Raw genomic sequence first — 24,944 nt, forward strand, 5'->3', positions numbered from 1 at the left:
CGCATAAATTATGCATGGGGATGCAGGAAAGCTGCAGGCTCGGCGACGGTGGTGACGAGGCGCCCGGCGCTGCCGTCGGAAAGCATGATCCGTTCCCAGGTGACGCGGCCGGCGACAATCGGCAGGCGCGCATTGCCGTTGGCGCCGGTATCGAATGTCAACGACATGAGCCTGCCCTCATGCCAGCCGCAGGCCTCCAGCGATTGTTCGGCGGCGGCGATCTCGGCGGAAGCGTAGGGGAAAAGAGAGCGGCCGAGTAAAGCGTCGATCGGTGCACGCCATTCCGACTGCCGTGGACGGGAGGCGGACAGCAACCGGTGGGTACTGTCGCAGATCAGATGCACAGGCCGGAGGCAATCCTCGACCAGCCGTTTCAAAGCGGCATCGGCTGCGGCATGGTGCGGCGAGGCGAAAATTCGTTCCAGCTTGACGGCCTGCTCCGGCGAGAGGGCAAGTTGATCTCGCTCCCAGCGCGAGACGGTCGCCTGATTGACGCCGAGGAGTTCGGCGAGGTGTTGCTGCTTCATGCTGCGCAGCAGCCGCATGCGGCGTATGCCGGCCCCCGATATCGTCATTTGTCCCGCCTCTTGTCTTTTGGCCAGCATAGGATTGCGGCCGGCCGGGAGGCAAGGTGGGGTGCCCCGGTCATTGTTGCGGCGGGCCTTCGAGATCGCTTCTCAGCCGATCGAGGATCGACAGTGCATGACCGGCATAGGCGCTGATCCAGCGATCGTAGATCTGCTTGATCGGCAGGCTGTTCAGGTGGTTCCAGCGTTCGCGCCCCTCCTTCCTGGCGATGACCAGATCGGCTTCCTCCAGCACTTTCAGATGCTGCATCACCGTGCAGCGGTCCATGTCAGGAAACATCTCGCAAAGGGTCCCTGTGGTGCGGGGGCCATCCTTGAGCAGATCGAGAATCTCGCGGCGGCGATGATGCGCCAATGCCTTGAAAACAGGATCGTCGGTTGATTCGCTTGACATGTTATATTTTTATAACATAATGAGCGCAGACACAATGGAGAAGAGGAGCAATGCTATGTCACTCGGAATCCGCATTTCCGGCCGCATCGGCCGTCCCGTCACAGAGGTGTTCGACGCCGTCGTCAATCCGAAGAAGCTCAGCAGCTATTTCACCACAATCGGTGGGGCGAGCGCCCCGCTCGTCCAGGGCACGACCGTAACCTGGTGGAAGGATGCGCCGGTCGAGGTCGTCGAACTCGTGCCGGAAAGTCGCATCGTGCTCCGGTGGGATGGCGGCACCGGCGAGGACAAGACGAGGTACAAGACGCTGGTAGAGATGAATTTCAAACCGCTGGAGGATGGCGGTACGCTGGTGACGATTGCCGAGAATGGCTGGCGCGAGGACGAAGCCGGCCGGCGCGGCACCTATCTCAATTGCGAAGGCTGGACGCAGATGCTTTGCTGCATGAAGGCCTTCGTCGAGTACGGTATCAACCTGCGCGAAGGCATGTTCCTCAGTGAGATGAAGGGTGAACCGGCCAGCGCGCCCGATGAGTGATGAATGAGCCGGCGTCGGGCTCTTCGGTCCGACGCCGGCTCGCCGCGGCGCGATCGTCGGAGGCACGGATACGGCCGAGACTTCGCTTGCCTGTCACACTGCGGGTGCTAGTTTCCGGAGTCGATACTTCATTTCGGTTTCCAGGAGATTCATATGCAGCTTGGCATGATTGGTTTGGGCCGCATGGGCAACTACATGGTCCAGCGCCTGATGCGGGGCGGTCACGAATGCGTCGTCTATGACGCAAGACCCGAAAGCGTTGCCGAGCTCGCAGGCCTCGGCGCGATCGGAAGCGCGTCGCTCGAGGAATTCGTCTCGAAGCTGCAGCATCCCAGGGCGATCTGGCTGATGCTACCGGCGGCGATCGTCGATAAGGTGCTTTCGAGCCTGGTGCCGCTGCTTCAGAACGGCGATATCGTCATCGACGGCGGCAATTCCTATTATCACGACGATATCCGGCGCGGCGCCGAACTGATCACCAAAGGCATTCATTATGTCGATGTCGGCACTAGCGGCGGCGTCTTCGGCCTGGAACGCGGCTATTGCCTGATGATCGGCGGCGAAAAGAGCGCCGTCGCGCATCTTTCGCCAATCTTCGCAACACTCGCCCCCGGCGTCGGCAAGACGGAAGCATCGCCCAATCGCACCGCCGAAGCGGCTGCGGCCAGCACCGCGGAACAGGGCTACCTGCATTGCGGCCCGCATGGCGCCGGCCATTTCGTCAAGATGGTCCATAACGGCATCGAATACGGCCTGATGGCCGCCTATGCCGAGGGCATCAACATCCTGAAACACGCCAATATCGGCGCCGCCTCGCATGAGGCCGATGCGGAGACCGCGCCGCTCGCCCATCCCGAACATTTCCAATACGATTTCAATCTGCAGGATGTCGCCGAAGTCTGGCGCCGCGGCAGCGTCATCACCTCGTGGCTGCTCGATCTCACCGCCGATGCGCTGCATGCCGATCCGGCACTTTCGAAGTTTGCCGGCCGCGTCTCAGATAGCGGCGAGGGGCGCTGGACGATCATGGCGGCAATCGATGAAAGCGTGCCGACGCCGGTGCTGAGTGCGGCTCTCTACGGCCGCTTCGCCTCGCGCGACAATGACGAGTTCGCCAACAAGATTCTGTCGGCGATGCGCGCCGGCTTCGGCGGCCACGTGGAAAAGGCGGCGCCGAAATCTTAAGGGGCCGCAGCTGAATCCTGTTTTAAATTAACTATTAGAGCATGATGTCGTCCGAAAATCGCTGACATTTTTCGGCATCATGACTAGCCATTGGTATGGTTTTCCTGCCGCCTTGCTGGCGGCTGCGGTCACGAGTATCCATTGCGGAAAGGGAGATGTCGGGGCTGCTTCAATCCAAGCGGCCGACACTCCATTGGAGGGCGGTCATGGGACGCGGCACGGCGGCGGGCTTAAAAGCCGCCATATTCGGCATCTTGGCATTCGTTGCGCTTTTCTCTGCGGCTTCGCCTGGTTTTCCCCAAACGCCTGTGCAGGCGCCGGCTTCAAATACCCCGCCGGCTCAGGTGCGTGAGATGATGCAGCTCATGCAGGCACCGGAGGTCAAGCAGTGGATGGCGACGCAGATGGCGGCACCCTCTGCGGCCGAATCGACGACCCAGAACCAGATGTCGGTTCTCTCGGGCCTGCTGCAGCATGCCCGCCGGCATGTCTCGATGGTGTCCGACGCGGCAATGATCTTGCCCTCGCAGATCGGCAATGCGTCCTCGCTGTTCTTCGGTGAGCTCGCCGCCACCGGCTGGAGTCGAATGATCGCGCAATTCCTGGCGATCTTCCTGCTCGGAGCCATCGTCGAAAGCATGGCCCGCTATGCCTTCCGCCGTCGTCGGCGGCGCCTGGCTCAAATGGCGGGCATGCATCTGACGCCGCGCGTCGTGCCGGCTCTCATTTTCGCCGCGGCAACCATGCTCGCGCTTTTCAGTCTCAGCTGGCCGCCGCTCAGCCAGAGCGTCGCAATCCTCTGCGCCATCGCGCTCATCGTCCAGCGTTTCACGATTTGCCTGGGCGGCGTCTTGGTCGATCTCATCGGGCTGGCGCGGGCCGAGGAAGAGCGGCAAGGCGCGACCGTGCCGACCATGCCGTCACGCGCCGTCGCGCACTTCTGGTATCGCCGCTCTGCGATCTTCGTCATTTATTTTATGCTTGGCTGGGCGGCTATCCAGTCGATGGAGCCGCTCGGCTTTTCCCCGAGCGCCCGGCTCTTCGTTGGCTACATCCTCGGCATCGGGCTGCTGTTGATCGCGATCGAAGCTGTCTGGTCGCGGCCTCAGAAGGACGAGAAGCGCGGTCATGGGATTTCCTGGGCGCTCACCATTTATTTCCTATTGCTCTGGGGGCTGTGGGTCACGGGGTTCAACTGGCTGCTCTGGCTCGGCATCTATGTGCTGATGCTGCCGCGGGTGCTCGCCGTCTCGACGATTGCGGTGAAATCGTTGCAGCAGACCGAGGCAAGCTTCCTTGCCACGCGCCGCATTGCGGCCGTATTGCTAGACCGCGGCGTGCGGGCGCTGATTATCGGATTCGCGGCCATCTGGCTCGGCCATCTGCTCGGCGTCGGCGCCGACACAATGGCGGCCGGCGACAAAATAGTCGATAAGATCGCCCGCGGCGTCATCGGCGGAATCATCATCCTGCTTGCTGCCGATCTGCTCTGGCACGTCGTTAAAGCCTATATCGACGGCAAGCTGCTCGGCTCGCCCTTGGACGGCGGCGCGACGGACGAGGAGAAGGCCAAACATGCACGGTTTCAGACGCTGCTGCCGATCTTCCGCAATATCCTTGCCGTGGTCATCGCCGTCATTGCGGTTCTCATGGTGCTCTCGGGCCTCGGCATCGAGATCGGGCCATTGATTGCCGGCGCCGGCGTCGTCGGCGTTGCGGTGGGTTTCGGCGCCCAGACGATCGTCAAGGACGTCATCAGCGGCATGTTCTATCTCTGGGACGACGCCTTCCGCGTCGGCGAATATATCGAAAGCGGCAGTCACAAAGGCGTGGTCGAGGCCTTCAGCCTGCGCTCGGTGAAGCTCCGGCATCATCGCGGTCCGCTGACGACGGTGCCGTTTGGCGAACTTGGCGCGGTAAAGAACCTGAACCGCGATTGGACGATCGACAAGATCAGCCTCAACGTTACCTACGACACCGATCTCGTCAAAGCGAAGAAGGTGATCAAGCAGATCGGCCAGACGTTGCTCGAAAACCCGGAATTCGGCCCGCACATCATCGAAACGCTGAAGATGAAAGGCGTCGAGCAGTTCGGTGAATTCGCGATCGAGATCCGCCTGTCGATGATGACGAAGCCTGGCGAACAGTTCGTTATCCGCCGCAATGCACTGGCGATGATCCGCAATGCCTTCAAGGAAAACGGCATCGAATTCGCCGTGCCGACGGTGCAGGTGGCCGGCGATCGCGCAGTGGACGTGGATGCCGCCGCGGCGCGCTATGCTGCGCATGCGCGGGCCGGCGGTGAGCCGGCCACCTGACGTCTCACATCGCCGCAGCGGCTGCGGTGAGCAGACCACCGATAATGGCCATGTTGCTTTTCCAGCTGTTGATGGCGCTGTCGCGGGCTGTGCCTTCCATGTCCCAGAAATTCAGCAGCATCACCGAGGCGGCAAGCGTGAAGATGATGAGGCCGAACGCTGCCGCGACGACGAAGAAACCCAGCGTCAGCAGGAGGCCGGCAGCAATTTGAAAGGCGCTGCCGGAAAGCAGCACCCATTTCGCAAAAGGTATGCCGCGGGCTTCGATGGCGTCGGAAATCGGCACGACGACGAAAAAATGATGGATGCCGCCGGCAACGAAAAGACCGCCGAGCAGCAATCTGCCGATGATGAGGATCAGGAAGGCCAAGTCATCCTGCATGTCCAGTCTTTCGCTCGCGTCTCAAATCTTGGTCATGACAGCAAACTCTTCGCAAGCTTACGAAAATGCAATGTACCAATACAGTTGCCTGCGCAAATTCGCCCCAATTGAGGATAATTGAGGCGCAGGCGGCGCGGCTGGGGTAGCGGCGGCATGGCTTCATAGAGCTTATATGCCCGTCATGTTACGTCTTCGAAAAATGATTCCCGCCGAGTTTGGAAATTGCGCAGGTACGAGATGTCGGGTCACGGCAATTTGGAAGAGATGGAAGCGACGGACGGGTTTTCTTTTCGCGCGCTTTTCAGGCGGTACAGGACGCCACTGACGGCAGCCGCGACACTCGTTGTCTTCTGTCTCGTCGGCTACGCGATCATGCAGCTCACCAACGAGGTTCGGTATGATGATGTCGTCGGTGCGCTGGCGGCGACCAGGCCGAGCGCGATCCTGCTTGCGCTGTTCTTCACCGCGCTCAGCTTCCTATCCCTGGTCTTTTATGATCTCAACGCCATCGAGTACATCGGCAAGAAGTTGCCGTTCCCGCATGTGGCGCTGACGGCCTTCAGTGCGTACGCCGTCGGCAATACCGCCGGTTTCGGCGCCCTTTCGGGCGGCGCGATCCGTTACCGCGCCTATACACGCCTCGGTCTCTCGCCGGAAGATATCGGCCGGATCATCGCCTTCGTTACCCTGTCCTTCGGTCTTGGGCTTGCAGGGGTCGCGGCGATCGCCCTCATTATCATCGCCAGCGAGATCGGGCCGCTGATCGGTGTCAGCGCGTTCCTTCTTCGGCTGATTGCCGGCTCGATCATTGCCATTCTCGGGGCTGTCATGATCATCGGCCGCGAAGGCCGCGTGCTCGACCTCGGTGCGGTGGCGATCCGCTTGCCGGATTCACGCACTTGGTCGCGTCAATTCCTGGTCACGGCCTTCGATATCGCCGCCTCGGCCTCGGTGCTCTATGTGCTCTTGCCGCAGACAGCGATCGGCTGGCCGGCCTTCCTGGCCGTCTATGCGATCGCCGTCGGTCTCGGCGTGCTCAGCCACGTTCCAGCCGGGCTCGGCGTGTTCGAGACCGTGATTATCGCCTCGCTCGGCAGCGCGGTGAATATCGATGCGGTGCTCGGATCGCTGGTGCTCTACCGGCTGATCTATCATGTGTTGCCGCTGTTGATCGCCGTGCTCGCGGTCTCCGCGACGGAGCTGCGTCGTTTTGTCGATCACCCGGCCGCCTCCAGCGTCCGGCGCATCGGCGGACGGCTGATGCCGCAGCTGCTGTCGACCTTGGCGCTGCTGCTCGGTGTCATGCTGGTGTTTTCGAGCGTCACACCGACGCCGGATCAGAATCTGGAATTTCTGTCCAACTATCTGCCGCTGCCGATGGTCGAAGGCGCGCACTTCCTCTCCAGCCTGCTCGGATTGGCGCTGGTGGTCGCCGCGCGCGGCCTTGGTCAGAGGCTAGACGGCGCTTGGTGGGTGGCGGTGTTCTCAGCCGTTGCGGCATTGACCTTGTCGCTGTTGAAGGCGATTGCGCTGGTCGAAGCTGCTTTTCTCGCCTTCCTCATCTTCGGGCTCTTCGTCAGCCGCCGGCTCTTTACCCGCCATGCGTCGCTGCTCAACCAGGCAATGACCGCATCCTGGTTAACGGCGATCGCCGTCATCGTCGTTGGCGCCGTCGTCATCCTGCTCTTCGTCTACCGCGATGTCGAATACAGCAACCAGCTCTGGTGGCAGTTCGAATTCACCGCCGAAGCGCCGCGCGGCTTACGCGCGGTGCTCGGTATCACCATCATCTCCTCGGCGATTGCCATTTTCAGCCTGCTCCGGCCGGCGGCCTTCCGGCCGGAGCCGGCGACGGAGGAGGCGCTGGCGCGCGCCGTCGACATCGTCAGAAAGCAGGGCAATGCCGACGCCAATCTGGTGCGGATGGGCGACAAGAGCATCATGTTTTCAGAGAAAAGCGATGCCTTCATCATGTACGGCCGGCAGGGCCGCTCGTGGATCGCGCTCTTCGATCCGGTTGGCGATCATCGCGCCGTGCAGGAACTCGTCTGGCGCTTCGTCGAGGCGGCGCGGGCGGCGGGCTGCCGCGCCGTTTTTTACCAGATCTCGCCGGCCTTGCTTTCCCATTGCGCCGATGCCGGCCTGCGCGCCTTCAAGCTCGGCGAACTGGCGGTGGCCGATCTCAGGACCTTCGAGATGAAGGGCGGCAAATGGGCGAATCTCCGGCAGACGGCAAGCCGGGCGCAGCGCGACGGGTTGGAATTCGCCGTTATCGAACCGCAGGATGTGCCCGTGGTCATCGATGATCTCGCCGCGGTTTCCTCGGCCTGGCTCGAGCACCACAACGCCAAGGAAAAGGGTTTTTCGCTCGGCGCCTTCGATCCCGATTATGTCTCCTCTCAACCGGTCGGTATTCTGAAGAAGGACGGCAAGATCGTTGCCTTTGCCAATATCCTCGTCACCGAATCCCGGGAGGAGGGCACGATCGATCTCATGCGCTTCTCGCCGGATGCGCCGAAGGGCTCGATGGACTTTCTGTTCGTGCAGATCATGGAATATCTGCGAGGTCAGGGTTTCACCCACTTCAATCTCGGCATGGCACCTCTTTCCGGCATGTCGAAACGCGAGGCGGCACCGGTCTGGGACCGCATCGGCAGCACCGTCTTCGAGCACGGCGAGCGCTTCTATAACTTCAAAGGCCTTCGGGCATTCAAATCCAAGTTTCATCCGCACTGGCAACCGCGCTATCTTGCGGTCTCCGGAGGGGGCAATCCGATGATCGCGTTGATGGACGCGACGTTGCTGATTGGGGGCGGGTTGAAAGGGGTAGTGAGAAAATGATCAGGACAATCCTTCTTGCCACGGCATGCGCCTGCATGCTCGCGGCCGCACCGGCTGATGCCGCCGAGGAAACCACGCAGAGCTTCGAAAGCGGGCTCATCCCGTCGCCCCACATCTTCCTGCCGGAAGGGGAGGTTAAGGGCACGGTGATGCTGATCTCGGATGCCGCCGGCTGGGGCGACTATGAGAAGGCGGAGGCCGACAGACTGGTTTCCGAAGGCGCCGTCGTCATCGGTGTCGACTTTCCTTCCTATATCCAGGCGCTTGACCGCTACGATGTCAGCCTCAATGACGGCTGCCTCTACATGGTCTCGGATATCGAATCTCTGAGCCAGCAGGTGCAGCGTGCGACAGGCAACAACGCCTATCATCTGCCGATTGTCGCCGGGATCGGCGAGGGCGGGGCCTTGGCACTGGCGATTGCCGCGCAGACACCGGATGCGACGATCGGTCAGACGCTTGCCGTCGATCCGAAGGCCGGCATCCCGCTGACCAAGGAACTTTGCACGCCGGCTTCGAAGAAGGCCGTCGGCGCACGCATGGTCTACGGTCTGAGTGACGGCCCGCTGCCGGACCCCGTTATATCGGTCTTCACGACCAACGCTGACAAGGATGGCAGGGCGCATGCCGAAGCGCTGAAGAAAGTCCATTCCGCGATCGAGATCCGCGATTCCACCGACGACGCGCAGACGGTCTTTGCCGATACGCTCGATGACCTCGTCACCGCCTCGGGCGCCTTCGGCAATCCGCTCGGCTTGCCGCTGGCGATCCTCGAGGCCACCCCCACCCTCGATACGATGGCGGTGATCTATTCCGGCGACGGAGGCTGGCGAGACATCGACAAGGAAGTCGGCGGCACCCTGCAGAAGGAAGGTATTCCCGTCGTCGGTGTCGATTCGCTTCATTATTTCTGGTCGGAGCGCAAGCCGGAGGAGACCGCCGGCGATCTTTCGAAGATCATCGATTTCTACCGCAAACAGTGGAAGGTGAAGCATGTGCTGCTCGTCGGTTATTCCTTCGGCGCCGACGTCGTGCCCGCGACCTATCAGCTGCTGAAACCGGCCGAGAAGTCCGCGGTGGCGCAATTGTCGCTGCTGTCGCTCTCCCACCAAGTCGACTACGTCATCTCCGTTCTCGGTTGGCTGGGCCAGAAGACGGAAGGGGCGGGAGGCGATCCGGTCGCCGATCTGAAGAACGTCGATCCCAAACTCGTGCAATGCGTCTACGGCAAGGACGATGACGACGACGTCGCCTGTCCGGCGCTGAAGGATAGCGGCGCCGAGGTCATCGAGCTGCCCGGCGATCATCACTTCGATGAGAATTACGACCTTCTCACCAAGACGATCATCGACGGACTGAAGAAGCGGCTGCAAGATTAGAGCAGCATCGTGCTTAGAGCCTTTCCTGGTTAGAGTTGGGAATCGCCGGACGTACTCGCCGCGGCGAAGCGGTGCGGCCGGTGGGCCGGGCATGTTTCCGCCAGGATCAGAGGCGATCGGCTCGGACGTACCAAGGGGTATGCCCATCGCCAATCGCCTCTGCCCGACGAAAACCTGCTCCGGCAGAATGCTTCAATCTAACCAGGTAAGGGTCTAACGTGCCAGCATCTCCTCGCTCCAGCCAAGCTCGGCGACGTCCTTGCCCCGAAACCGCGCATCGTCGGCGACGATGAATTCATCGAGTTGCGGCGGAGCGACGCCGGTGCCGGAAAGCATCGCGTGCACCTGGCCGCGATGATGGGTCTGGTGCTGGAAGAGATGGGCGAGCACGTCGTCCATGCGCTCCTCCTGAATGCGGTCGCCGCGATGGAGCCTGACGGTCGAGACCAGCCCCTCCGGGCTCAGGGCCTCACAGAGCGCCGTCAGGCGGAGGTCGACCGCCGCCTGCGCTGCGCTCAGCGATGCTATGTCGTCGAAGGGTTCTTCGATCTCGAAGGCCTGGTAGCCAAGCATGCCGCCTTCCATGCCATCGACATAGAACCAGTCGACCGTGATGATGTGGTTCAAGGTTTCCTTGATCGAGGGGAAGAAGCCCGTGCGCGGCGCTTCGAATTCGCCAGGTTTCAAGGCTGCGCAAGCGCGCAACAGACGGTGGTTGGCAAGGGCGTTGTTATAGGCAAGTTTGCGAAAGACCCTGACGGGATCGACGGTCGACATCGGCGGCTTTCCTCTCAAGCGCTTGCGGAATGTTTGCGTCAGTCATCGAGATTGCCGTCGCGCCAGACGAGATGACGCGGTGCTGCCGGCAGGTTCTCGATTTCTTGGGCAATGAAATAGGGCGGGATGTCGAGCGCGGTCAGGGCTGTGCGCGTCGCGGCAACCCATTTGAATTCGAGATGGTTGTCGCCGTCTTCGACGCGATGGACGATCTCATGCGGCCGAAAGGGAAATTCCGGTGGGATTTCCATCAGATAATAGAAGCCGAGTTCATGCCAGTCGCGCTGTTCGTAGTGGAAAAAATTCTCGACGGTCCAGAGGAGGCGCGAGACTGTGACGTTGAGGCCGAGTTCCTCCATCATCTCCCGTTTCAGCGTTCCTTCCGAGGTCTCGCCGATCTCCGCCGTTCCCCCAGGAAAGGTCCAGAAGGGCTCGTGCACGGCGCGATGAACGAGCACATGGCCATCGCGAAAGGCGAGGCCGGCGATGCGATGGTTGAAACGTTGAGCGCCCACAGTCAGGCGGATGTGGGTGCGCTTGCTCATGTCATTCTTATCCGAGATCGATTACGACGATTTCCGGCGGCACACCGAAGCGGACCGGCGCGATGGAGCAGCCGAGGCCGCCGGACACGATGATATTGCGCCCCTCCTCGACGATATGGCCATAGGCGTAGCGATTGCCGTAACGCGAGGGAACGATCGGCGAACGGCCGAGGAAACGGATCTGCCCGCCATGGGTGTGGCCGGACAGCGTCAGCGAGACGCGCTCGGGCACGCGCGGGAAGATATCGGGCTCATGAGCAAGCAGGATGACGGGCGCATCGTCGGTCACCTGCGCCATCGTGCCGTCGAGGTCGTCGAGGCCAAGCATGCGTGTGCGCCCCCATTTCCTGCCGGGCAGCAGCGCCAGCTGGTCTTCGAGGCCCGCGAACCAGAAGCCGCGGCCGTCCTTTTCGAGCCGAACGGCGCGATTGCCGTAGACCGGGATGCCGACGTCGGCAAGCGCCCGGTGTCCGAATGTTTCCATCCCGCCGTTCTTCTGGGCAGTCCTGTCCTCCCACCAGTCATGATTGCCCATGATCGCATGGACGCCGAGAGGGGCCTGCAGAGTGGCCAGCGCCTTCGACCACTGGCTCGAATGCACGTATTGCGTCACCATATTCATGCCCGAGGCGTAATCGCCGAGCAGGACGGTGACGTCGCCTTCGAGTTCATTCGCCCTGTGGCAGATCGCTGTGATGCGGTTTGCCGACATCCAGGGTTCGCAAGCATGAATATCGGCGAGCGCGACGACGCGGAGCTTCAGTCTCGGCGTCCATCCCGGCGGCGTCAGCCGGTAACGAGCGATGCCGAGCCGCGCCAGCGGTTCATAGGCGAAGGCGTAACCACCAAGCGACATGACGCCTGCGATCCCGCCGCCGACAAGCTTGAAAAATCCGCGGCGGGTGATCACTCAGTCGTCCTCCTGGAACAGCCGGAACTGCGCAGCCTCCATGTCCTTGGGCGGTTGCATTCCGAGATGTTTCCACGCGATTGCGGTCAGAACACGGCCGCGCGGCGTGCGCTGAATGAAACCCTGCTGGATCATGTAAGGCTCGATGATGTCCTCGATTGCGTCGCGCGGTTCCGACAGGCCGGCGGCGATGGTTTCGATACCGACCGGGCCGCCGCCGAAATTGACGGCGATCATGTTGAGGTAACGCTTGTCGAGCTGATCGAAGCCGACATTGTCGACGAGCAAGCGGGTCAGCGCCTCGTCGGCGATCTCGCGGGTGACGGCTTCCGCCCTTGCCACCTCGGCGAAATCGCGCACGCGCCGCAGCAGCCGGCCGGCGATGCGTGGCGTGCCGCGGGCGCGTCTGGCGATCTCGCGCGCACCTTCTTCGGTCATCGGCAGGTTCATCAGCCGCGCGCCGCGGCGCACGATCAGTTCTAGCTCCTCGACGGTATAGAAGCTCAGGCGCACCGGGATGCCGAAGCGGTCGCGCAACGGCGTCGTCAGCAGGCCGAGGCGGGTGGTCGCCGCCACCAGGGTGAATTTCGACAGATCGATTTTCACCGAGCGGGCGGCAGGGCCCTCACCGATGATGAGGTCCAATTGGAAATCTTCCATGGCCGGATAAAGGATTTCCTCCACCGCCGGATTGAGGCGATGGATTTCGTCGATGAAGAGCACATCGCGCTCCTCGAGATTGGTGAGCAGTGCGGCGAGATCGCCGGCCTTGGCGATGACAGGACCTGACGTCGAGCGGAAATTGACGCCGAGTTCCTTCGCCATGATCTGCGCGAGCGTCGTCTTGCCGAGACCGGGCGGACCGACGAAAAGCACATGGTCCAGCGCCTCGCCGCGGTTCTTCGCAGCCTCGATGAAGACCTTGAGATTGGCGCGCGCTTCCGCCTGACCGGTGAATTCGTCCAGCGATTGCGGGCGCAGGGTAATGTCGAGATCTTCGCCCCGCTTTTCCGGCGATATCAGGCGGGCGGGTTCGCTCATGCTCTTATTCCGTTTTGAATCCTGTCACAGCAATACACCAAAAAACGGTCGTCTCGATATCCAACCGTCGTTTTTCCGCGCTTCACCGCGCCAACTCCTTCAATCCCAGCCTGATCAGCTTAGCGCTGTCTGCGCCGTCGCCGGCCGTCTTCATCGCCGCCGCAACTGCATTGGCCGCCTGGTCTCTGCTGTAGCCGAGGTTGGTCAGCGCGGAGACCGCATCGGCGACCGGCGCGGCCGCGACACCTTCGCCGAGTTCCTGCTTGAGGGCGATATTGATCGCTTCCCCGGCAAAGGCCGGCGCCCGGTTCTTGAGCTCGGTGACGAGGCGCATCGCCACCTTCGGGCCGACGCCCGGCGCGCGGGAAACGGCGGCGCGGTCCTGCAGTGCAATCGCATTGGCGAGTTCGCCCGGCGTCAAGGTCGAGAGCACGGCAAGCGCGACCTTGGCGCCCACCCCTTGAACGCTTTGGAGCAGGTTGAACCACTCCCGCTCCAATGCAGTCATGAAGCCGAAGAGCTTCAACTGATCCTCGCGCACATAGGTCTCGATGAACAGCACGCAGGCCTCGCCGGCCGAGCCGAGTTTGGACAGAGTGCGGGCCGAGCAGTGGGCGACGTAGCAGACGCCGTGCACATCGACGAGCACATAGTCTTCGCCGATCTCGTCTATGGTGCCTTTCAGCTTGCCGATCATGGGGCGTGGTCTCTCAAGGGTGCGTTTCGGGCGTGATAAGTTCAACGGAGGGGAAATAAGATCGGTATCCGCCGGGGTCGCGGGTCAAAATCTTGTAGCCCCTTATCGCCGCATGGGCGCCGATGAGGAAGTCGGGCAATATCTGTTCGCGCCGTCCGCCGGCGCGACGGTAAAGCCGGAAGGCTTGAGCTGCGGCGAAGACAGCCGGCCAAGGCAGGTTCTCGCGGCGGAATTCATCCTGCGGAAGCAGTTGCTCGACTTCATCCATATCGTCGTAGCGAACGGAAAATTCGGAATAGATGATCGGATTTATGAGGACCGGGCCATCTCGGAAGACGTCGAGCATTTTTCGACGAGACCAACCGTGCCAGTCCGAACCGGCCACAGCCAGATCGACGAGTATGTTTGTATCGACAAGCGTTGCCATCAGCGATCACGGGTCATCGACATGAGGTCGTCGGCATCAATCGCCTGATCGCCGGTGCCTTCGAGACGGCGGATCGTCTGCAGGAAACGGTCGAGCCGGCCCCGATCCTCGATCTCCTGCTTGCAGTTCTTCGGCGAGAGAACCAGCTTGCCGTTCTCGATCGAGAAGATGACCTCGCTGTTGGCCTCGATGCCGGCGAGCTCTCTAAGATCGCGAGGAATGGTGACCTGGCCTTTGGATGTGACGCGCATCTTGCTGCTCCTTCGAAGTAAGAATTATCCTTACCGTTGGAACAAGTCAAGAACAGATTGCCCGGCCAGTGCTTGCCGCATTCGGTTGCTGCCGCGATTGTGGGCATGGCATATAGCGATCGCCAGGGCGTCGGCGGCATCGTCGCCCTTGAATTCGACTTTCGGCATCAGGATCTTCAACATCATGTGGATCTGATGTTTTTCGCCGTGGCCGACGCCGATGACGGCCTTCTTGACGGCGTTGGGGGCATATTCGGAGACTTGCAGACCGGCGCGGGCCGGCACCAGCATGGCGATGCCGCGGGCTTGGCCAAGCTTGAGCGTCGCCACCGCGTCCTTGTTGACGAAGGTCTGTTCGACCGCGGCCTCATCCGGCTTGTAAGCGTGGACGACCTCCGCCAGGCCGTCATGCAGCTGGCAGAGGCGGGAGGCGAGATCCATGTCTCCGTCGGAGGTCACGGTTCCCGAGGCCACAAACCGCAGGGAATTGCCCAGCGTGTCGATGATTCCCCAGCCGGTGCGGCGAAGTCCTGGATCGATGCCGACGATGCGAATCGTATTTTGCATGGTTTAACCTATAGCGACTGCGAAATAACTGCCATCGATATGTGAACAAAACAAAAACCTTCTCGAATAAGCCGCTCCATTTACCGCGAATTAAAACAGATGCTTGAATTCTAGTGTCAAATACGAAGGGGTCTCGTGTCGCAAAGAGATAAGCCCCCGAGGTTCTGTTTTAAGATCGGTCGATCAGGCTCACGCCGCCTGCCCGCGCCGGCAGACGCGTTCAGAAGGGGTTCGTCGTACATGGCTCAGAGATTTCAATCCCTGTCCTTCAAGGTCATTGCCACATTCATCCTGATGACCGTGCTGTCGATCGCGGTGATCGACGTGCTCGCCTATTTCGCCAGCAGCCGCATCTCAGACGAGCAGGCGCTGAAGGCCAAGGAGAGCGTGCTGATCTTCCGCGGCGACATGCTGCAGGACCAGCTGGCGCAGCTCGAGAACCAGGCCAATTCCATTGCCCGCATCGAGGCGCTGCAGATGTCGATCACCAGCCTGAAGAGCGGCTGGAAGACCATCGAGAAGACCTCCGGCGATGCCCGCGCCGAGCTGAAGAAAGTCTTCATCACGGCCAATCCCAACCCGGCCGATCAGCGCGAGAAGCTGATGAAGCCGGAAGGGCCGAGCGGCTTTTATTATTCGAACCATGAGAAGACGCAGGGCGAAGTCGCCCGCGACCTCGAAGACACTGCTTTCAGCGATCTCTTGATCGCCGATCTCGACGGTTCCGTTCTCTATTCCTACAAGAAGGAAGACGACTTCGCCGAGAATCTGAAGTCGGACGCCTGGAAGACGACCGGCGCTGGCATCGCCTTCGCCAAGGCGATCGAGAATACCGCCAAGGCGACCGATGATGCCGCACCGACAGGCTTTTCCGGGCTCCGCGTCGATGCGGCCAGCGGCAGGTCGGCGATCTTCTATGCCGTGCCGATCGTCAAGCTCGGCGCGGCCAAGGGCATCATCCTGTTCAAGGTGCGTGACGATATCGTCGCCAGCATCCTGGCAAAGGGGATTGTTCAGGGCAGCACCGCGCGGCCGGCGATCGTCTCTGCCGATGGTTCCGCGATCGGTCTCGATGCGAACGGCAAACTTGCGACGCTCGATGCCGCTCCCTTCACCTTCATCAAGGACGCGCTCGCCAGTTCGGCGATGACGGTGGCCGACTTCAACAGGACGGACGGCTCCGCGCGCGCCTATGTCCGCGGCATCGATTATCGCGGCGACCGCTTCCTCGTGGTCGAAAGCGTGCTGCTCAGCGAACTCAATGCCGGCTCGCTGGAGATCGCCACTTTGCTGACGATGATCGGCATCGGCGTGCTCGTCGTCATGGCGATCGCCACCGGCCTCGTCACCAATTTTCTGTTCTCGCCGCTTGCGCGGCTTGCCGGCGTCACGCGCGATGTCGCCGATGGCAAGCTCAACACCGAGATCGGCAGCCTGAGCCGAAAAGATGAGATCGGCACGATGGCCAACGCGCTTGCCCGCTTCCGGCAGTCGCTGATCGAAGGCCGCGAACTGGAAGCCGCCAACGAAGAGGCACGCCTACAGGCCGAGCAGGACCGCCAGCAGAACCTTGCCGAGCGCGAGGCAGAGGCGAAGACGCTGCAGCAGGTGGTGGAGGCGATCGATGAGGGCCTGCATCATCTGGCGAACGGGGATCTCGCCTATCAGATCGAGCGGCGCTTCCCGAACGAGCTCGAAAGCCTGCGCATCAATTTCAACGAAGCGCTCGCGACGCTGAGCGAAACCATGACGGCCATCGGCGGTAACTCGATGGCGGTGCGGGCGGGCTCCGAGGAGATGCGCACCGGCGCCGACGAGCTTGCCGGGCGGACCGAGCGCCAGGCCGGCTCGATCACCGAGACGGCGAACGCGATCAGCGCCATCACTCAATCCGTCCGCCGGCAGATCGAGCGGGCCGAGCAGGCCGAGCGCATCGCCCGCGACGCCAAGAAGGAGACGACCGGCTCCGGCCAGATCATGCGCGAGACGATCGCAGCGATGGAGGCGATCCAGACCTCCTCACGCCAGATCAACACCATCATCTCCGTCATCGATGACATCGCTTTCCAGACCAATCTTCTGGCCCTCAATGCCGGTGTCGAGGCGGCGCGCGCCGGCGAATCGGGCAAAGGTTTTGCTGTCGTCGCGATGGAAGTGCGTGAACTCGCTCAGCGCTCGTCGAGCGCCGCCAAGGAGATCTCCAGCCTGCTGCAGAAATCGACGCATGAGGTCGAAAGCGGCGTGTCGCTGGTGGAAAGGGCAGGGGTCGCGCTGACCGGCATCGGCGCGCATGTCGAGGCGATCAACGGGCAGATCAACGAGATCATGGATGCGACTCGCGAGGAGGCCAATACGCTGCGGGAGATCAACAGCGCCGTCGCCGAACTCGACGCGATGACGCAGCAGAATGCCGCGATGGTCGAGGAGACGACGGCAGCGATCCATCGGCTGGCGACGGAAGCCCTGGAAATGGATCGCCAGCTCGGCAATTTCACGCTCCCGCACGGCGATCATAGGCCGAGCGCCGAGGTGCATGTGCTGCGCCGTCACCGCTAGGCATTGCTTCCGGCATCCGGCAGGGGTCGCGTTCGCGCGGCCCTTTTGTTTGCGTGCATGGTTTGGAATGGTGCGGGTGCGAACCTACATAGGCTGCATCCTTCAACTGGCCGGCAGGTTTTCCATGGTTCCCTTCTCCATACTCGACCTTTCCCCCGTTGCCGAAGGCAGCACCGTCAGCCAGTCGCTGGAAAGCTCGGCGCGGATGGCTCGCAAGGCCGAGGAATTCGGTTACAAGCGCTTCTGGCTCGCCGAACATCATGGCATGCCGGGGATTGCCAGTGCCGCCACCGCCGTCGTCATCGGTCATGTCGGGGCGGCGACGAAAAGCATTCGCATCGGCTCCGGCGGCGTCATGCTGCCCAATCATTCTCCGCTCGTCATCGCCGAGCAGTTCGGCACATTGGAGGCGCTCTTCCCCGGCCGCGTCGATCTCGGGCTCGGACGTGCGCCGGGGACGGATATGCGCACGGCACAGGCGCTGCGGCGCAACCTTGAGGCCGGCGCCAACAGCTTTCCGAACGACGTGGTCGAACTGCAGCAGCTGCTCGGCACGCCGGTCGAGAACCAGGCGATCCTAGCCGTTCCCGGCAATGGTTCACATGTTCCGATCTGGCTGCTCGGCTCCAGCCTCTACAGCGCTCAGCTTGCCGCCATGCTCGGGCTTCCCTACGCCTTCGCCTCGCATTTCGCGCCCGACATGCTGCTCGATGCGATCGCGATCTACCGCGATCGCTTCCAGCCCTCGGCAACGCTCGAGAAGCCCTATGTGATGGTCGGCGTCATGGGCGCGGTGGCGGTGACGGACGAGGAGGCGCGCTATCATTTCACCTCCGCTCAGCAGCAGTTCGTCAACCTGCGCCGCAATGTCCGCGGTCCGTTCCCGCGTCCGGCGGCCGATATGGAGGCTTTCTGGTCGCCGATGGAGAAGCTGAACGTCGAACACACGCTGCGTTATGCCGTTGTGGGATCACCGGGGACGGCGGAGGCGAAACTGACGGAATTCATTAAGGAAACGCAGGCCGACGAGGTGATCATCTCGATGCCGATCCATGATATCGAGGCGCGGCTGAGGTCGGTGGAGCTGTTTGCGGGACTGGAGAATTTCATGCGGGTGGCTGCGTAGGCAACGCGCAGCTCGGCACTAAAAACCCGGCGCCGAGGCCGGGTTTTTCATGGAATCGTTTTGAAAAGTCAGGCCGAGAGCTTGGCCAGCACTTCTTCCGAGACCTCGAAGTTGGAATAGACGTTCTGCACGTCGTCGTCATCTTCCAGGCTGTCGATCAGCTTCATCAACGACTGGGCTTTTTCCTCATCCACCGGCACGTTGTTCTGGGCGCGCCAGACGGCCTTGACGGTTTCGGCTTCGCCGAGGCTTGCTTCCAGGGCTTTCGACACTTCGCCGAGAGCTTCGAAGGCGCAGGTGATGTAGTGGCCGTCCTCGTCGGTTTCGACGTCGTCGGCGCCGGCTTCGATCGCGGCTTCCATCACCTTGTCGGCATCGCCGACGGAAAGCTTGTAGGTGATTTCGCCGACATGGTCGAAGGAGAAGGACACGGAACCGGTTTCGCCGAGGGCGCCGCCGGCCTTGGTGAAGATCGAGCGGACGTTGGAGGCGGTGCGGTTGCGGTTGTCGGTCAGGGCTTCGACGATGATCGCCGTGCCGCCCGGGCCGTAACCCTCGTAACGGACTTCATCGTAGTTCTCGCCATCGGCGCCGGCTGCTTTCTTGATGGCGCGGTCGATATTGTCCTTCGGCATCGACTGGGCCTTGGCGTTCTGGATCGCCAGGCGGAGACGGGCATTCATCGTCGGGTCGGGCAGGCCGGCCTTGGCGGCAACGGTAATTTCGCGCGCGAGCTTGGAGAACATTTTCGACCGCACGGCATCCTGACGGCCCTTGCGGTGCATGATGTTTTTAAACTGTGAATGGCCAGCCATGGCACCCCTGTTCACGTCTCATTGTTCGGAATGGGCCGCCTTATAAGAGCGAAACGGTACCCGTTCAAGGAAAAAGCGGTGGATTTGCCGCACGGTGCGCGGGCCTGCCGTCCGTTTCAGTCAACCGTCAATCGCTTACGGCTGGCCAGGAAACCATGTCCGTCGCGGCGTCGGCAACGCAGCCCCTCGGTGGCGGAGGTGCACGAATAGGGTCCTCCAGGTATCGCCATAGTCGAGAATATGATCCTCGCTGCAGCAGGCTGTATCGCCAACCATCTTGAAGATGGAGGCGCTGCCGCGTGCCGACAGGATGAGGCGGACGTAGAGCGGCTCTTTGCGATCGCAGGCAAGCTCCGGACCACCGTCTTCGGGAACATACATTTCGACGCCGCCCTTTGGCGTATAGACACAGCCGATATTCCTTGTCGGGGTGCTGAAGACGATCTGGCCATTTTCGTCGGGCTTGAAGGTCTTTTCTGCCGCAAGGACCGTTGGCGCAAAGGCTGCGCAAAAAACCAAAGCCAGAATCGAATGGCTTGTTCGCAGGTGATCCTTTCTCGGCCAGGGCGCACTATCGCATATTCCCGCACGCCGAAAAGACGGCGTCGTCCACTGCCTCCGCGGGGAACAAAGGCGAAAGGATGACGTTTCAATCGAACTCCATCCAACGGAAAGGAACGGTCATGGCAAGTCTCAGCGAGGCGCGGGAGCAACCAGCACGTCAGCTTTGGGATCAGGTCAACGGCGTTCATGCCGGCATGCTCGGAATTTCCGGGCTTGATATGCACATGCAGCCGATGGCGCCGCATGCCGATCCCACCACCAACACCATCTGGTTCTTCACCAAGACCGACGCCGATATCGTCCGCGCCATCAAGCCCGGCAGCCGCGCGCATTTTTGCGTCATCGGTAAGGATCACGATTATCACGCCTGCCTCTCCGGCGTGATAGAGGTACGCCCCGACCCTTCCAAGATCGAGGAATATTGGAGTTCGATGGTAGCGGCCTGGTATGACGGCGGCAAAAAGGACCCGAAACTCACCATGCTTTCCCTGCATGTCGATGATGCCGAGATCTGGGTTTCCACCGGCAACACCCTGAAATTCGGGTGGGAGATCGCCAAGGCCAATCTCGACGACGACAAGATGCCCGACGTCGGCGTGAAACGCCACCTGCAGTTTGCCTGATACGCGGGCTTGAAGGAACCCGCCCCGGACCTTCTTACTGCACGCCTTTCATGACGTAGATCAGCGGCTTCTTCGGCAGCGTGCGCATGGAGACGGTGATGCTGTCATCGGGCGCATAAGCGACATCGAAGTCCTTGCCGAACATGGCGACGAAGGCACTGACCGGCGGGCCGCGGCGGTGCATCGGTAGGATCAGCGACGAGCGCAGCCGTTTGATGACACGGCTCATGCTGTCGGCGCCCATGGTCAGGCCGCCGTCGACCGGCACCATGACGACGTCGAGGCGGCCGATCTCGGTATAATGCGTATCCGTCAGCTCGTAATGCAGATGGCCGAGATGGCCGATGCAAAGGCCGGCAATTTCGAAGACGAAAATCGAGTTTCCATTCTGCTGCGAGCCGCCGAGGCCATAGCTGAAGCGGATATCCGTGGCGATGTTGCGGATATGGGCGTCGCCGACCACAAGATCGATCTTAGCTGCCTCGCCGGGAACATCGCTCCAGCCATGCAGCACATGCTTGATCCCCGGCTCAGGCGTCAAGGTGAAGTGGGTCGTATGAGCCTTGTTCATCGTTACGACGTCTGGAAGCGCCGCCGGCCGATACCAGCCGTTATAGTCGGTCGCGATGATGATGCCGGCGGGCGTATCGATCTCGAAAGTGGAGTGGCCGAGGAAGGTGAATTTGACGTCCTCGCCCTCGGAGACGGCAGGTGCGACCGGCTGGGCGCCGGAAAAGCTGGCGAAGGTCGCCTTGGGGATTGTCTGCGCGATGGCCTGGCACTGGCTGACGGGCGCTCGCTGTTCCTGCGCCGGTGCTGCGCGATCCGACACGATGAAAGCGGCAAGGCATGCGATCGCGAGGACAAGATGTTGCGGCCTCATGCCACCCCTCCGGCGCTTTCACGTGAAGGCCGGAGAATGCGGCAAGAGGTCGCAGGGGTCCAGACCGGGGCTGCTCACATTTGCGTGTTGGAGCGGCGTCTACCGCCAGAATTCCGGCACCGTCTCCGCCAGCCGCGGGCCGAGCCGGAGCGGCGCGATCTTTTCGGCCAGTCCCGTGGCGTCGGAAATCTCGACGCCGACGCCGCAGATCGTCGCCGGGCCGCTCGCCGCTTCCATGCGGCCCTTCGGCATCTTGGAGATGAAGCGGTTGAGCGGCTCCTCCTTGTCCATGCCGAGCGAGGAATCGTAATCGCCGCACATGCCGGCATCCGACATATAAGCCGTGCCGCCGTTCAGAATCTGCGCATCGGCGGTCGGCACATGAGTATGCGTGCCGACGACGAAGCTGGCGCGGCCGTCGACGAAATGGCCGAAACACTGTTTCTCGCTGGTCGCTTCCGCATGGAAATCGAAGATGATCGCATCGGCCTGCTCCTTCAGCGGGCAGGCGTCGAGGATCACCTCCGCCGATTTGAAGGGATCGTCGAGTTCCGGATGCATGAAGACCCGACCCATGACATTGGCGACGAGCACGCGCGCGCCGTTCCTGGCATAGAAAAGGCCGGAGCCGCGGCCGGGCGTGCCTTGGGGATAGTTGGCCGGCCGCAGAAACTGATCGTGGCGCCCCGCAAAGGCGACAGCTTCCTTCTGGTCCCAGACGTGATTGCCGGTCGTTACCACATCTGCGCCGGCATTGATCGTCTCCAGAAAAATGTCCTCGGTGATGCCGAAGCCGCCGGCGGCGTTCTCGCCGTTGACGATGACGAAATCCAGCCGGAGGTCGGAGATCAAGCCGGGGAGGCGGTCCCAGACCGCCGTGCGTCCCGTCTTGCCGACCATGTCACCCAAAAAAAGCAGCCGCATTCCCTATCCAATCCAAGAGGCAAAAAAGCGCAGGCCGCTTTCTGTCAGGATGGCATCCAGGCTTATGTCATGCGGCTCGTCGGGCACATGTGCCACTTCCTGGCAGTCGAATGCAATGCCGATCAGCTTCGGATGCAGGCGTTTCTCTCTTAGCCGGCTGATGGCGCGGTCGTAGTAGCCGGCGCCGTAGCCGATGCGATGGCCACGAATATCGAAGGCCGAAAGCGGCACCAGCATGATCTCGGGATCGAGAATGTCGGCCTCCGCGCCGGGAGCCACTGTGCCGAAGCCGGTCTCGATGAGAGGCACGTCTTGCGTCAGTTCCCGAAAGGCGATGGTCTGCTTGTCGAGGATCGCCGGCACGCACAGCCGCGCGCCGCGCGCTGCAAACCGGGCCATCAGCGGCCGCAGATCGGCCTCGGACCGGATCGGCAGGAAACCGGAGACGATCGTGCCCGGCGCAAAGGCGACAGCCTCGCCGGCATGATCTGCCATTGCAAGGCTTTTGGAGATACGCTCCTCAGGAGAGATGGCGTCCCGGGCGGCCAGCCGTTCATTGCGCAACTGCGCTTTCAGTTCTCGTGCGGTCATTCGATCTGCCAGATGTGAAAGGTTCGGCCGAGCATAGACGGCTGGAGGTCCGATGCAAATGCAGGGTGCGACAGGAGCGCAGCGGTTTCACGCCGTGTCAGCCGCGGCCGCGATCGTCAGGGGATGCCTATCGCCCCTGCGTCGATTCGTGTGCCGACGTCGGCAGCGCGACGGCCATTCGCCGCATTGTTTCCTCGAACAGAGGAGTTCCGCCCGGCATCCAACCGAGCGCGCGGATTTTCGTCGTGCTCATCGGATTGAGCGCTTTGCTGTCGGCCGGAGCTGGCAGCGCATGAGGACAGTCCGTCTCACGGCGGATGGGTGCAAGGATGTCGCGGGTGTCGACGACGATGTCCGACACGTTGAAGATCTCACCGGAGATGCGGGTGCTTTCCGTCTCCAGCATCAGCCGCACCGCGCGCCCGAGGTCACGGCCGTGAACCTCCGTGCCTGCGCGGGGAGCGACTGGCCGGCCGGCGCGATAATCGTCGATGAGGCCGTCCCATTTGTTTGGCGAGAGATCGCCATAGATGCCGGTCGTCCTCAGACTGACGCCGGCAAAACCCGGAGTCGAGAGGTGGGTCAGCGCGCCTTCGGCGTCGAGTTTGATCTGGCCGTAGAGCGTCTCCGGCTTCGGCAGCGTCGTTTCTGTGAGCTCGGTTCCGGGCGGATGTTCGCCGTAGGCAGCGCGGCTGGACAGGAAGACGCAGCGGCGCGTGCCGGCACGTTTGGCAGCTTCGAAAAGCCGGACGGTGCCGTCGAGGTTTAACCTGTGGAAGGTCTTCGGATCGTCGCCTTCGCCGCCGCGATATTTGCCGGGAACATGGCTGAAGGCGGCGTGGACGAAGAAATAGGCGTCGTCGAAAATGTCGATCTGATCCTGGTCGGGATCGAGGGAGAGCGCTGCGAACTCGACCGGGCGGGAGAAGAGGCTGGGATGCGGCGCCCGGCGGCCGCCGACGACCACCTGATAGCCGGCGGTCAGAAGCTCCTCGACGACATAGCGGCCGACGAGACCCGTTCCGCCGGATACCAATACCTTCATGCTGCCCCTTCCGGATTGTCCAGCGCCGCGATCTCCGGCACATCGCTATCATTGTGGAAGCGATACCACAAATCGATCAAGGGTTGTAACCGTACTGCCTTGGGATGATCCTTTTCCCACGGTTTTTCATATTGGTAGTGCAGGATCGAAATGCTCTTCCAGTCCCAGAGCGCCGGCATGGTGAACCATACATATTGCAGCATGTTGAAATAGACCGGCAGGCCGTGCCACTCCGGGAAGAAGGTCTCAAGAAAGGTCTGATCGGTGCGGCGCCAGAAGACTTCCGGCGTGTCGAGCCTTTCGAGCATGTGCCGAAACGTGTCATGCGACGGCGTTGCGACGAAAACGCCGGAATTCATCCGGCGGAAGTCGGCGAGGCTTTCGTAGACATTGGGGGCGGCGGAAAATTCCGGATAGAAGAAGAGCCTGTCGACGTTTTTCAGCACCAGGGCATCGGCATCGATGAAGACGCAGCGCTCGTATTCGACGAGTTGCCAGAGCCTGAGCTTGCAGAAATTGTCGAGCGGCGAATGGAACGCCGGCTTGCGGCCCTTGGTGAAAGGCGCTGCGGAATGAAGTTGGCCGCGGGCGTGGCGTTCGTTGAAGACGTCGGAGAGCGGCAGATGCTCGACCTCGATCAGGCGGCAGCCGAGAGCTTCCAAGGGCGCGAGGGCGGCTGCATCGACGCCACCGGTATGGAGGACGACGATATCGGCGGTGGTGCCGGTTCGTCGCAAGGATCGGGCAAGCGCAGTCGCACCAATGCCGTAGTCGGCGTTGGTGACAAGGGTGACGTAGGCGAAACGGTGGCGTGGCTGTGTGGTCACGTGCGCCATCACCGCCCTAATGAATCATCCGGCGAGGTGTGTCTCTGTACACCGGCGGCGAGTTTGGCGAGAACGCCGGCCCCACTCGCCGTCATCCCAGGCCTTGAGCCTGGGATCCCTGCGACTGCTGCTGACGGAGGCGCTGTGGATG

26 protein-coding genes are annotated in these 24,944 nt (G+C 61.8%); 8 read left to right on the forward strand and 18 right to left on the reverse strand.

Translation table 11 applies throughout. The features are described 5' to 3' along the window. Positions 1 to 8 precede the first annotated feature (8 nt). Positions 9 to 575: a helix-turn-helix transcriptional regulator gene (locus GGI60_RS20075; RefSeq protein WP_183918076.1), complete on the reverse strand. Its 567-nt coding sequence runs from the start codon at positions 573 to 575 to the stop codon at positions 9 to 11. Positions 576 to 645: 70 nt separating this feature from the next. Next, positions 646 to 981 carry a helix-turn-helix transcriptional regulator gene (locus GGI60_RS20080; RefSeq protein WP_183918078.1) on the reverse strand — a complete coding sequence of 112 codons (336 nt, stop codon included), beginning with the start codon at positions 979 to 981 and terminating at the stop codon, positions 646 to 648. Between the two features lie 55 nt (positions 982 to 1,036). On the opposite strand from GGI60_RS20080, the gene GGI60_RS20085 reads away from it, so the two are divergent. From GGI60_RS20085 to GGI60_RS20095, 3 genes are all read left to right on the forward strand, one after another. Beyond that, the gene (locus GGI60_RS20085) at positions 1,037 to 1,519 is read left to right on the forward strand and encodes an SRPBCC domain-containing protein (protein ID WP_183918080.1); all 483 of its coding nucleotides are present in this window, start codon (positions 1,037 to 1,039) and stop codon (positions 1,517 to 1,519) included. A gap of 153 nt (positions 1,520 to 1,672) precedes the next feature. Further along, positions 1,673 to 2,704, forward strand: coding sequence for a phosphogluconate dehydrogenase (NAD(+)-dependent, decarboxylating) (gene gnd / locus GGI60_RS20090; RefSeq protein WP_183918082.1), 1,032 nt, complete (start codon positions 1,673 to 1,675; stop codon positions 2,702 to 2,704). A gap of 206 nt (positions 2,705 to 2,910) precedes the next feature. Further along, entirely contained in the window at positions 2,911 to 5,022 is a 2,112-nt protein-coding gene (locus GGI60_RS20095; protein WP_183918226.1) for a mechanosensitive ion channel family protein, read from the forward strand. Between the two features lie 4 nt (positions 5,023 to 5,026). On the opposite strand, the gene GGI60_RS20100 is transcribed toward GGI60_RS20095, so the two are convergent. Further along, entirely contained in the window at positions 5,027 to 5,404 is a 378-nt protein-coding gene (locus GGI60_RS20100; RefSeq protein WP_183918083.1) for a DoxX family protein, read from the reverse strand. A gap of 237 nt (positions 5,405 to 5,641) precedes the next feature. Here GGI60_RS20100 and mprF point away from each other — a divergent pair, with 237 nt between their 5' ends. Together mprF and GGI60_RS20110 are read left to right on the forward strand one after the other, a co-directional pair. Beyond that, complete coding sequence (gene mprF, locus GGI60_RS20105) at positions 5,642 to 8,245, forward strand: bifunctional lysylphosphatidylglycerol flippase/synthetase MprF (protein ID WP_183918229.1); 2,604 nt, start codon at positions 5,642 to 5,644, stop codon at positions 8,243 to 8,245. Continuing rightward, the gene (locus GGI60_RS20110; protein WP_183918085.1) at positions 8,242 to 9,624 is read left to right on the forward strand and encodes a virulence factor family protein; all 1,383 of its coding nucleotides are present in this window, start codon (positions 8,242 to 8,244) and stop codon (positions 9,622 to 9,624) included. Before mprF ends, GGI60_RS20110 begins: the two co-directional genes overlap by 4 nt. Positions 9,625 to 9,837: 213 nt before the next feature. On the opposite strand, the gene GGI60_RS20115 is transcribed toward GGI60_RS20110, so the two are convergent. The 8 genes from GGI60_RS20115 to ruvC form a co-directional block, all read right to left on the reverse strand. Further along, on the reverse strand, positions 9,838 to 10,401 hold the full coding sequence (locus GGI60_RS20115) for a DinB family protein (protein WP_183918087.1): 564 nt from the start codon (positions 10,399 to 10,401) through the stop codon (positions 9,838 to 9,840). A 38-nt stretch (positions 10,402 to 10,439) separates the two neighbouring features. Further along, positions 10,440 to 10,946 carry an NUDIX hydrolase gene (locus GGI60_RS20120; protein ID WP_183918089.1) on the reverse strand — a complete coding sequence of 169 codons (507 nt, stop codon included), beginning with the start codon at positions 10,944 to 10,946 and terminating at the stop codon, positions 10,440 to 10,442. 7 nt (positions 10,947 to 10,953) lie between these two features. Continuing rightward, on the reverse strand, positions 10,954 to 11,856 hold the full coding sequence (locus GGI60_RS20125; RefSeq protein ID WP_183918091.1) for a metallophosphoesterase: 903 nt from the start codon (positions 11,854 to 11,856) through the stop codon (positions 10,954 to 10,956). Beyond that, entirely contained in the window at positions 11,857 to 12,897 is a 1,041-nt protein-coding gene (gene ruvB, locus GGI60_RS20130) for a Holliday junction branch migration DNA helicase RuvB (protein ID WP_183918093.1), read from the reverse strand. An 82-nt stretch (positions 12,898 to 12,979) separates the two neighbouring features. Next, the gene (ruvA, locus tag GGI60_RS20135; RefSeq protein ID WP_004669783.1) at positions 12,980 to 13,594 is read right to left on the reverse strand and encodes a Holliday junction branch migration protein RuvA; all 615 of its coding nucleotides are present in this window, start codon (positions 13,592 to 13,594) and stop codon (positions 12,980 to 12,982) included. 13 nt (positions 13,595 to 13,607) lie between these two features. Beyond that, positions 13,608 to 14,021 carry a type II toxin-antitoxin system VapC family toxin gene (locus tag GGI60_RS20140; RefSeq protein WP_064811280.1) on the reverse strand — a complete coding sequence of 138 codons (414 nt, stop codon included), beginning with the start codon at positions 14,019 to 14,021 and terminating at the stop codon, positions 13,608 to 13,610. Beyond that, positions 14,021 to 14,272 (reverse strand): AbrB/MazE/SpoVT family DNA-binding domain-containing protein, encoded by a 252-nt coding sequence (locus GGI60_RS20145; protein WP_183918095.1) that lies wholly within the window; start codon positions 14,270 to 14,272, stop codon positions 14,021 to 14,023. The genes GGI60_RS20140 and GGI60_RS20145 overlap by 1 nt, the downstream gene beginning before the upstream one ends. A 30-nt stretch (positions 14,273 to 14,302) precedes the next feature. Continuing rightward, a complete protein-coding gene (gene ruvC / locus GGI60_RS20150; protein WP_183918097.1) occupies positions 14,303 to 14,839 on the reverse strand; it encodes a crossover junction endodeoxyribonuclease RuvC in 537 nt (178 codons plus the stop codon). A 240-nt stretch (positions 14,840 to 15,079) separates the two neighbouring features. On the opposite strand from ruvC, the gene GGI60_RS20155 reads away from it, so the two are divergent. Beyond that, positions 15,080 to 17,395 carry a methyl-accepting chemotaxis protein gene (locus GGI60_RS20155; RefSeq protein ID WP_183918099.1) on the forward strand — a complete coding sequence of 772 codons (2,316 nt, stop codon included), beginning with the start codon at positions 15,080 to 15,082 and terminating at the stop codon, positions 17,393 to 17,395. A 124-nt stretch (positions 17,396 to 17,519) separates the two neighbouring features. After that, on the forward strand, positions 17,520 to 18,521 hold the full coding sequence (locus GGI60_RS20160; RefSeq protein WP_183918231.1) for an LLM class flavin-dependent oxidoreductase: 1,002 nt from the start codon (positions 17,520 to 17,522) through the stop codon (positions 18,519 to 18,521). Positions 18,522 to 18,589: 68 nt separating this feature from the next. Here GGI60_RS20160 and GGI60_RS20165 read toward each other — a convergent pair whose 3' ends face one another. Together GGI60_RS20165 and GGI60_RS20170 are read right to left on the reverse strand one after the other, a co-directional pair. Continuing rightward, positions 18,590 to 19,336, reverse strand: coding sequence for a YebC/PmpR family DNA-binding transcriptional regulator (locus tag GGI60_RS20165; RefSeq protein WP_183918101.1), 747 nt, complete (start codon positions 19,334 to 19,336; stop codon positions 18,590 to 18,592). Between the two features lie 135 nt (positions 19,337 to 19,471). Then, positions 19,472 to 19,855: a hypothetical protein gene (locus tag GGI60_RS20170; protein WP_246720441.1), complete on the reverse strand. Its 384-nt coding sequence runs from the start codon at positions 19,853 to 19,855 to the stop codon at positions 19,472 to 19,474. Between the two features lie 164 nt (positions 19,856 to 20,019). Between GGI60_RS20170 and GGI60_RS20175 the strand changes: the two genes are divergently transcribed. Further along, positions 20,020 to 20,523, forward strand: a complete 504-nt coding sequence (locus GGI60_RS20175) for a pyridoxamine 5'-phosphate oxidase family protein (RefSeq protein WP_064683346.1) — start codon at positions 20,020 to 20,022, stop codon at positions 20,521 to 20,523. A gap of 34 nt (positions 20,524 to 20,557) precedes the next feature. Here GGI60_RS20175 and GGI60_RS20180 read toward each other — a convergent pair whose 3' ends face one another. The 5 genes from GGI60_RS20180 to GGI60_RS20200 form a co-directional block, all read right to left on the reverse strand. Then, positions 20,558 to 21,406 (reverse strand): MBL fold metallo-hydrolase, encoded by an 849-nt coding sequence (locus tag GGI60_RS20180; protein WP_183918103.1) that lies wholly within the window; start codon positions 21,404 to 21,406, stop codon positions 20,558 to 20,560. A 99-nt stretch (positions 21,407 to 21,505) separates the two neighbouring features. Continuing rightward, positions 21,506 to 22,330, reverse strand: coding sequence for a TIGR00282 family metallophosphoesterase (locus GGI60_RS20185; protein ID WP_097604023.1), 825 nt, complete (start codon positions 22,328 to 22,330; stop codon positions 21,506 to 21,508). Positions 22,331 to 22,333: 3 nt separating this feature from the next. After that, positions 22,334 to 22,921, reverse strand: coding sequence for a 5-formyltetrahydrofolate cyclo-ligase (locus GGI60_RS20190; RefSeq protein WP_183918105.1), 588 nt, complete (start codon positions 22,919 to 22,921; stop codon positions 22,334 to 22,336). A 127-nt stretch (positions 22,922 to 23,048) separates the two neighbouring features. Next, a complete protein-coding gene (locus GGI60_RS20195; RefSeq protein WP_183918107.1) occupies positions 23,049 to 23,966 on the reverse strand; it encodes an NAD(P)-dependent oxidoreductase in 918 nt (305 codons plus the stop codon). Continuing rightward, positions 23,963 to 24,802 carry a glycosyltransferase gene (locus GGI60_RS20200; protein WP_183918108.1) on the reverse strand — a complete coding sequence of 280 codons (840 nt, stop codon included), beginning with the start codon at positions 24,800 to 24,802 and terminating at the stop codon, positions 23,963 to 23,965. Before GGI60_RS20200 ends, GGI60_RS20195 begins: the two co-directional genes overlap by 4 nt. Positions 24,803 to 24,944: the final 142 nt, after the last annotated feature.

The organism is Rhizobium lentis, assembly GCF_014200175.1.
GTDB lineage: Bacteria > Pseudomonadota > Alphaproteobacteria > Rhizobiales > Rhizobiaceae > Rhizobium > Rhizobium mulingense.

Bases quoted from the DNA above. Each gene is read 5' to 3' on its own strand.
- GGI60_RS20185 (WP_097604023.1), bottom strand. From the start codon at position 22,330: ATGCGGCTGCTTTTTTTGGGTGACATGGTCGGCAAGACGGGACGCACG.
- GGI60_RS20145 (WP_183918095.1), bottom strand. From the start codon at position 14,272: ATGCGCGTCACATCCAAAGGCCAGGTCACCATTCCTCGCGATCTTAGA.
- GGI60_RS20190 (WP_183918105.1), bottom strand. From the start codon at position 22,921: ATGACCGCACGAGAACTGAAAGCGCAGTTGCGCAATGAACGGCTGGCC.
- GGI60_RS20095 (WP_183918226.1), top strand. From the start codon at position 2,911: ATGGGACGCGGCACGGCGGCGGGCTTAAAAGCCGCCATATTCGGCATC.
- GGI60_RS20140 (WP_064811280.1), bottom strand. From the start codon at position 14,021: ATGGCAACGCTTGTCGATACAAACATACTCGTCGATCTGGCTGTGGCC.
- mprF (WP_183918229.1), top strand. From the start codon at position 5,642: ATGTCGGGTCACGGCAATTTGGAAGAGATGGAAGCGACGGACGGGTTT.
- GGI60_RS20085 (WP_183918080.1), top strand. From the start codon at position 1,037: ATGTCACTCGGAATCCGCATTTCCGGCCGCATCGGCCGTCCCGTCACA.
- GGI60_RS20200 (WP_183918108.1), bottom strand. From the start codon at position 24,802: ATGGCGCACGTGACCACACAGCCACGCCACCGTTTCGCCTACGTCACC.
- GGI60_RS20120 (WP_183918089.1), bottom strand. From the start codon at position 10,946: ATGAGCAAGCGCACCCACATCCGCCTGACTGTGGGCGCTCAACGTTTC.
- GGI60_RS20195 (WP_183918107.1), bottom strand. From the start codon at position 23,966: ATGAAGGTATTGGTATCCGGCGGAACGGGTCTCGTCGGCCGCTATGTC.
- ruvB (WP_183918093.1), bottom strand. From the start codon at position 12,897: ATGAGCGAACCCGCCCGCCTGATATCGCCGGAAAAGCGGGGCGAAGAT.
- GGI60_RS20175 (WP_064683346.1), top strand. From the start codon at position 20,020: ATGGCAAGTCTCAGCGAGGCGCGGGAGCAACCAGCACGTCAGCTTTGG.
- GGI60_RS20180 (WP_183918103.1), bottom strand. From the start codon at position 21,406: ATGAGGCCGCAACATCTTGTCCTCGCGATCGCATGCCTTGCCGCTTTC.
- ruvA (WP_004669783.1), bottom strand. From the start codon at position 13,594: ATGATCGGCAAGCTGAAAGGCACCATAGACGAGATCGGCGAAGACTAT.
- GGI60_RS20075 (WP_183918076.1), bottom strand. From the start codon at position 575: ATGACGATATCGGGGGCCGGCATACGCCGCATGCGGCTGCTGCGCAGC.
- GGI60_RS20165 (WP_183918101.1), bottom strand. From the start codon at position 19,336: ATGGCTGGCCATTCACAGTTTAAAAACATCATGCACCGCAAGGGCCGT.
- ruvC (WP_183918097.1), bottom strand. From the start codon at position 14,839: ATGCAAAATACGATTCGCATCGTCGGCATCGATCCAGGACTTCGCCGC.
- GGI60_RS20160 (WP_183918231.1), top strand. From the start codon at position 17,520: ATGGTTCCCTTCTCCATACTCGACCTTTCCCCCGTTGCCGAAGGCAGC.
- GGI60_RS20100 (WP_183918083.1), bottom strand. From the start codon at position 5,404: ATGCAGGATGACTTGGCCTTCCTGATCCTCATCATCGGCAGATTGCTG.
- GGI60_RS20155 (WP_183918099.1), top strand. From the start codon at position 15,080: ATGGCTCAGAGATTTCAATCCCTGTCCTTCAAGGTCATTGCCACATTC.
- GGI60_RS20080 (WP_183918078.1), bottom strand. From the start codon at position 981: ATGTCAAGCGAATCAACCGACGATCCTGTTTTCAAGGCATTGGCGCAT.
- GGI60_RS20110 (WP_183918085.1), top strand. From the start codon at position 8,242: ATGATCAGGACAATCCTTCTTGCCACGGCATGCGCCTGCATGCTCGCG.
- GGI60_RS20115 (WP_183918087.1), bottom strand. From the start codon at position 10,401: ATGTCGACCGTCGATCCCGTCAGGGTCTTTCGCAAACTTGCCTATAAC.
- gnd (WP_183918082.1), top strand. From the start codon at position 1,673: ATGCAGCTTGGCATGATTGGTTTGGGCCGCATGGGCAACTACATGGTC.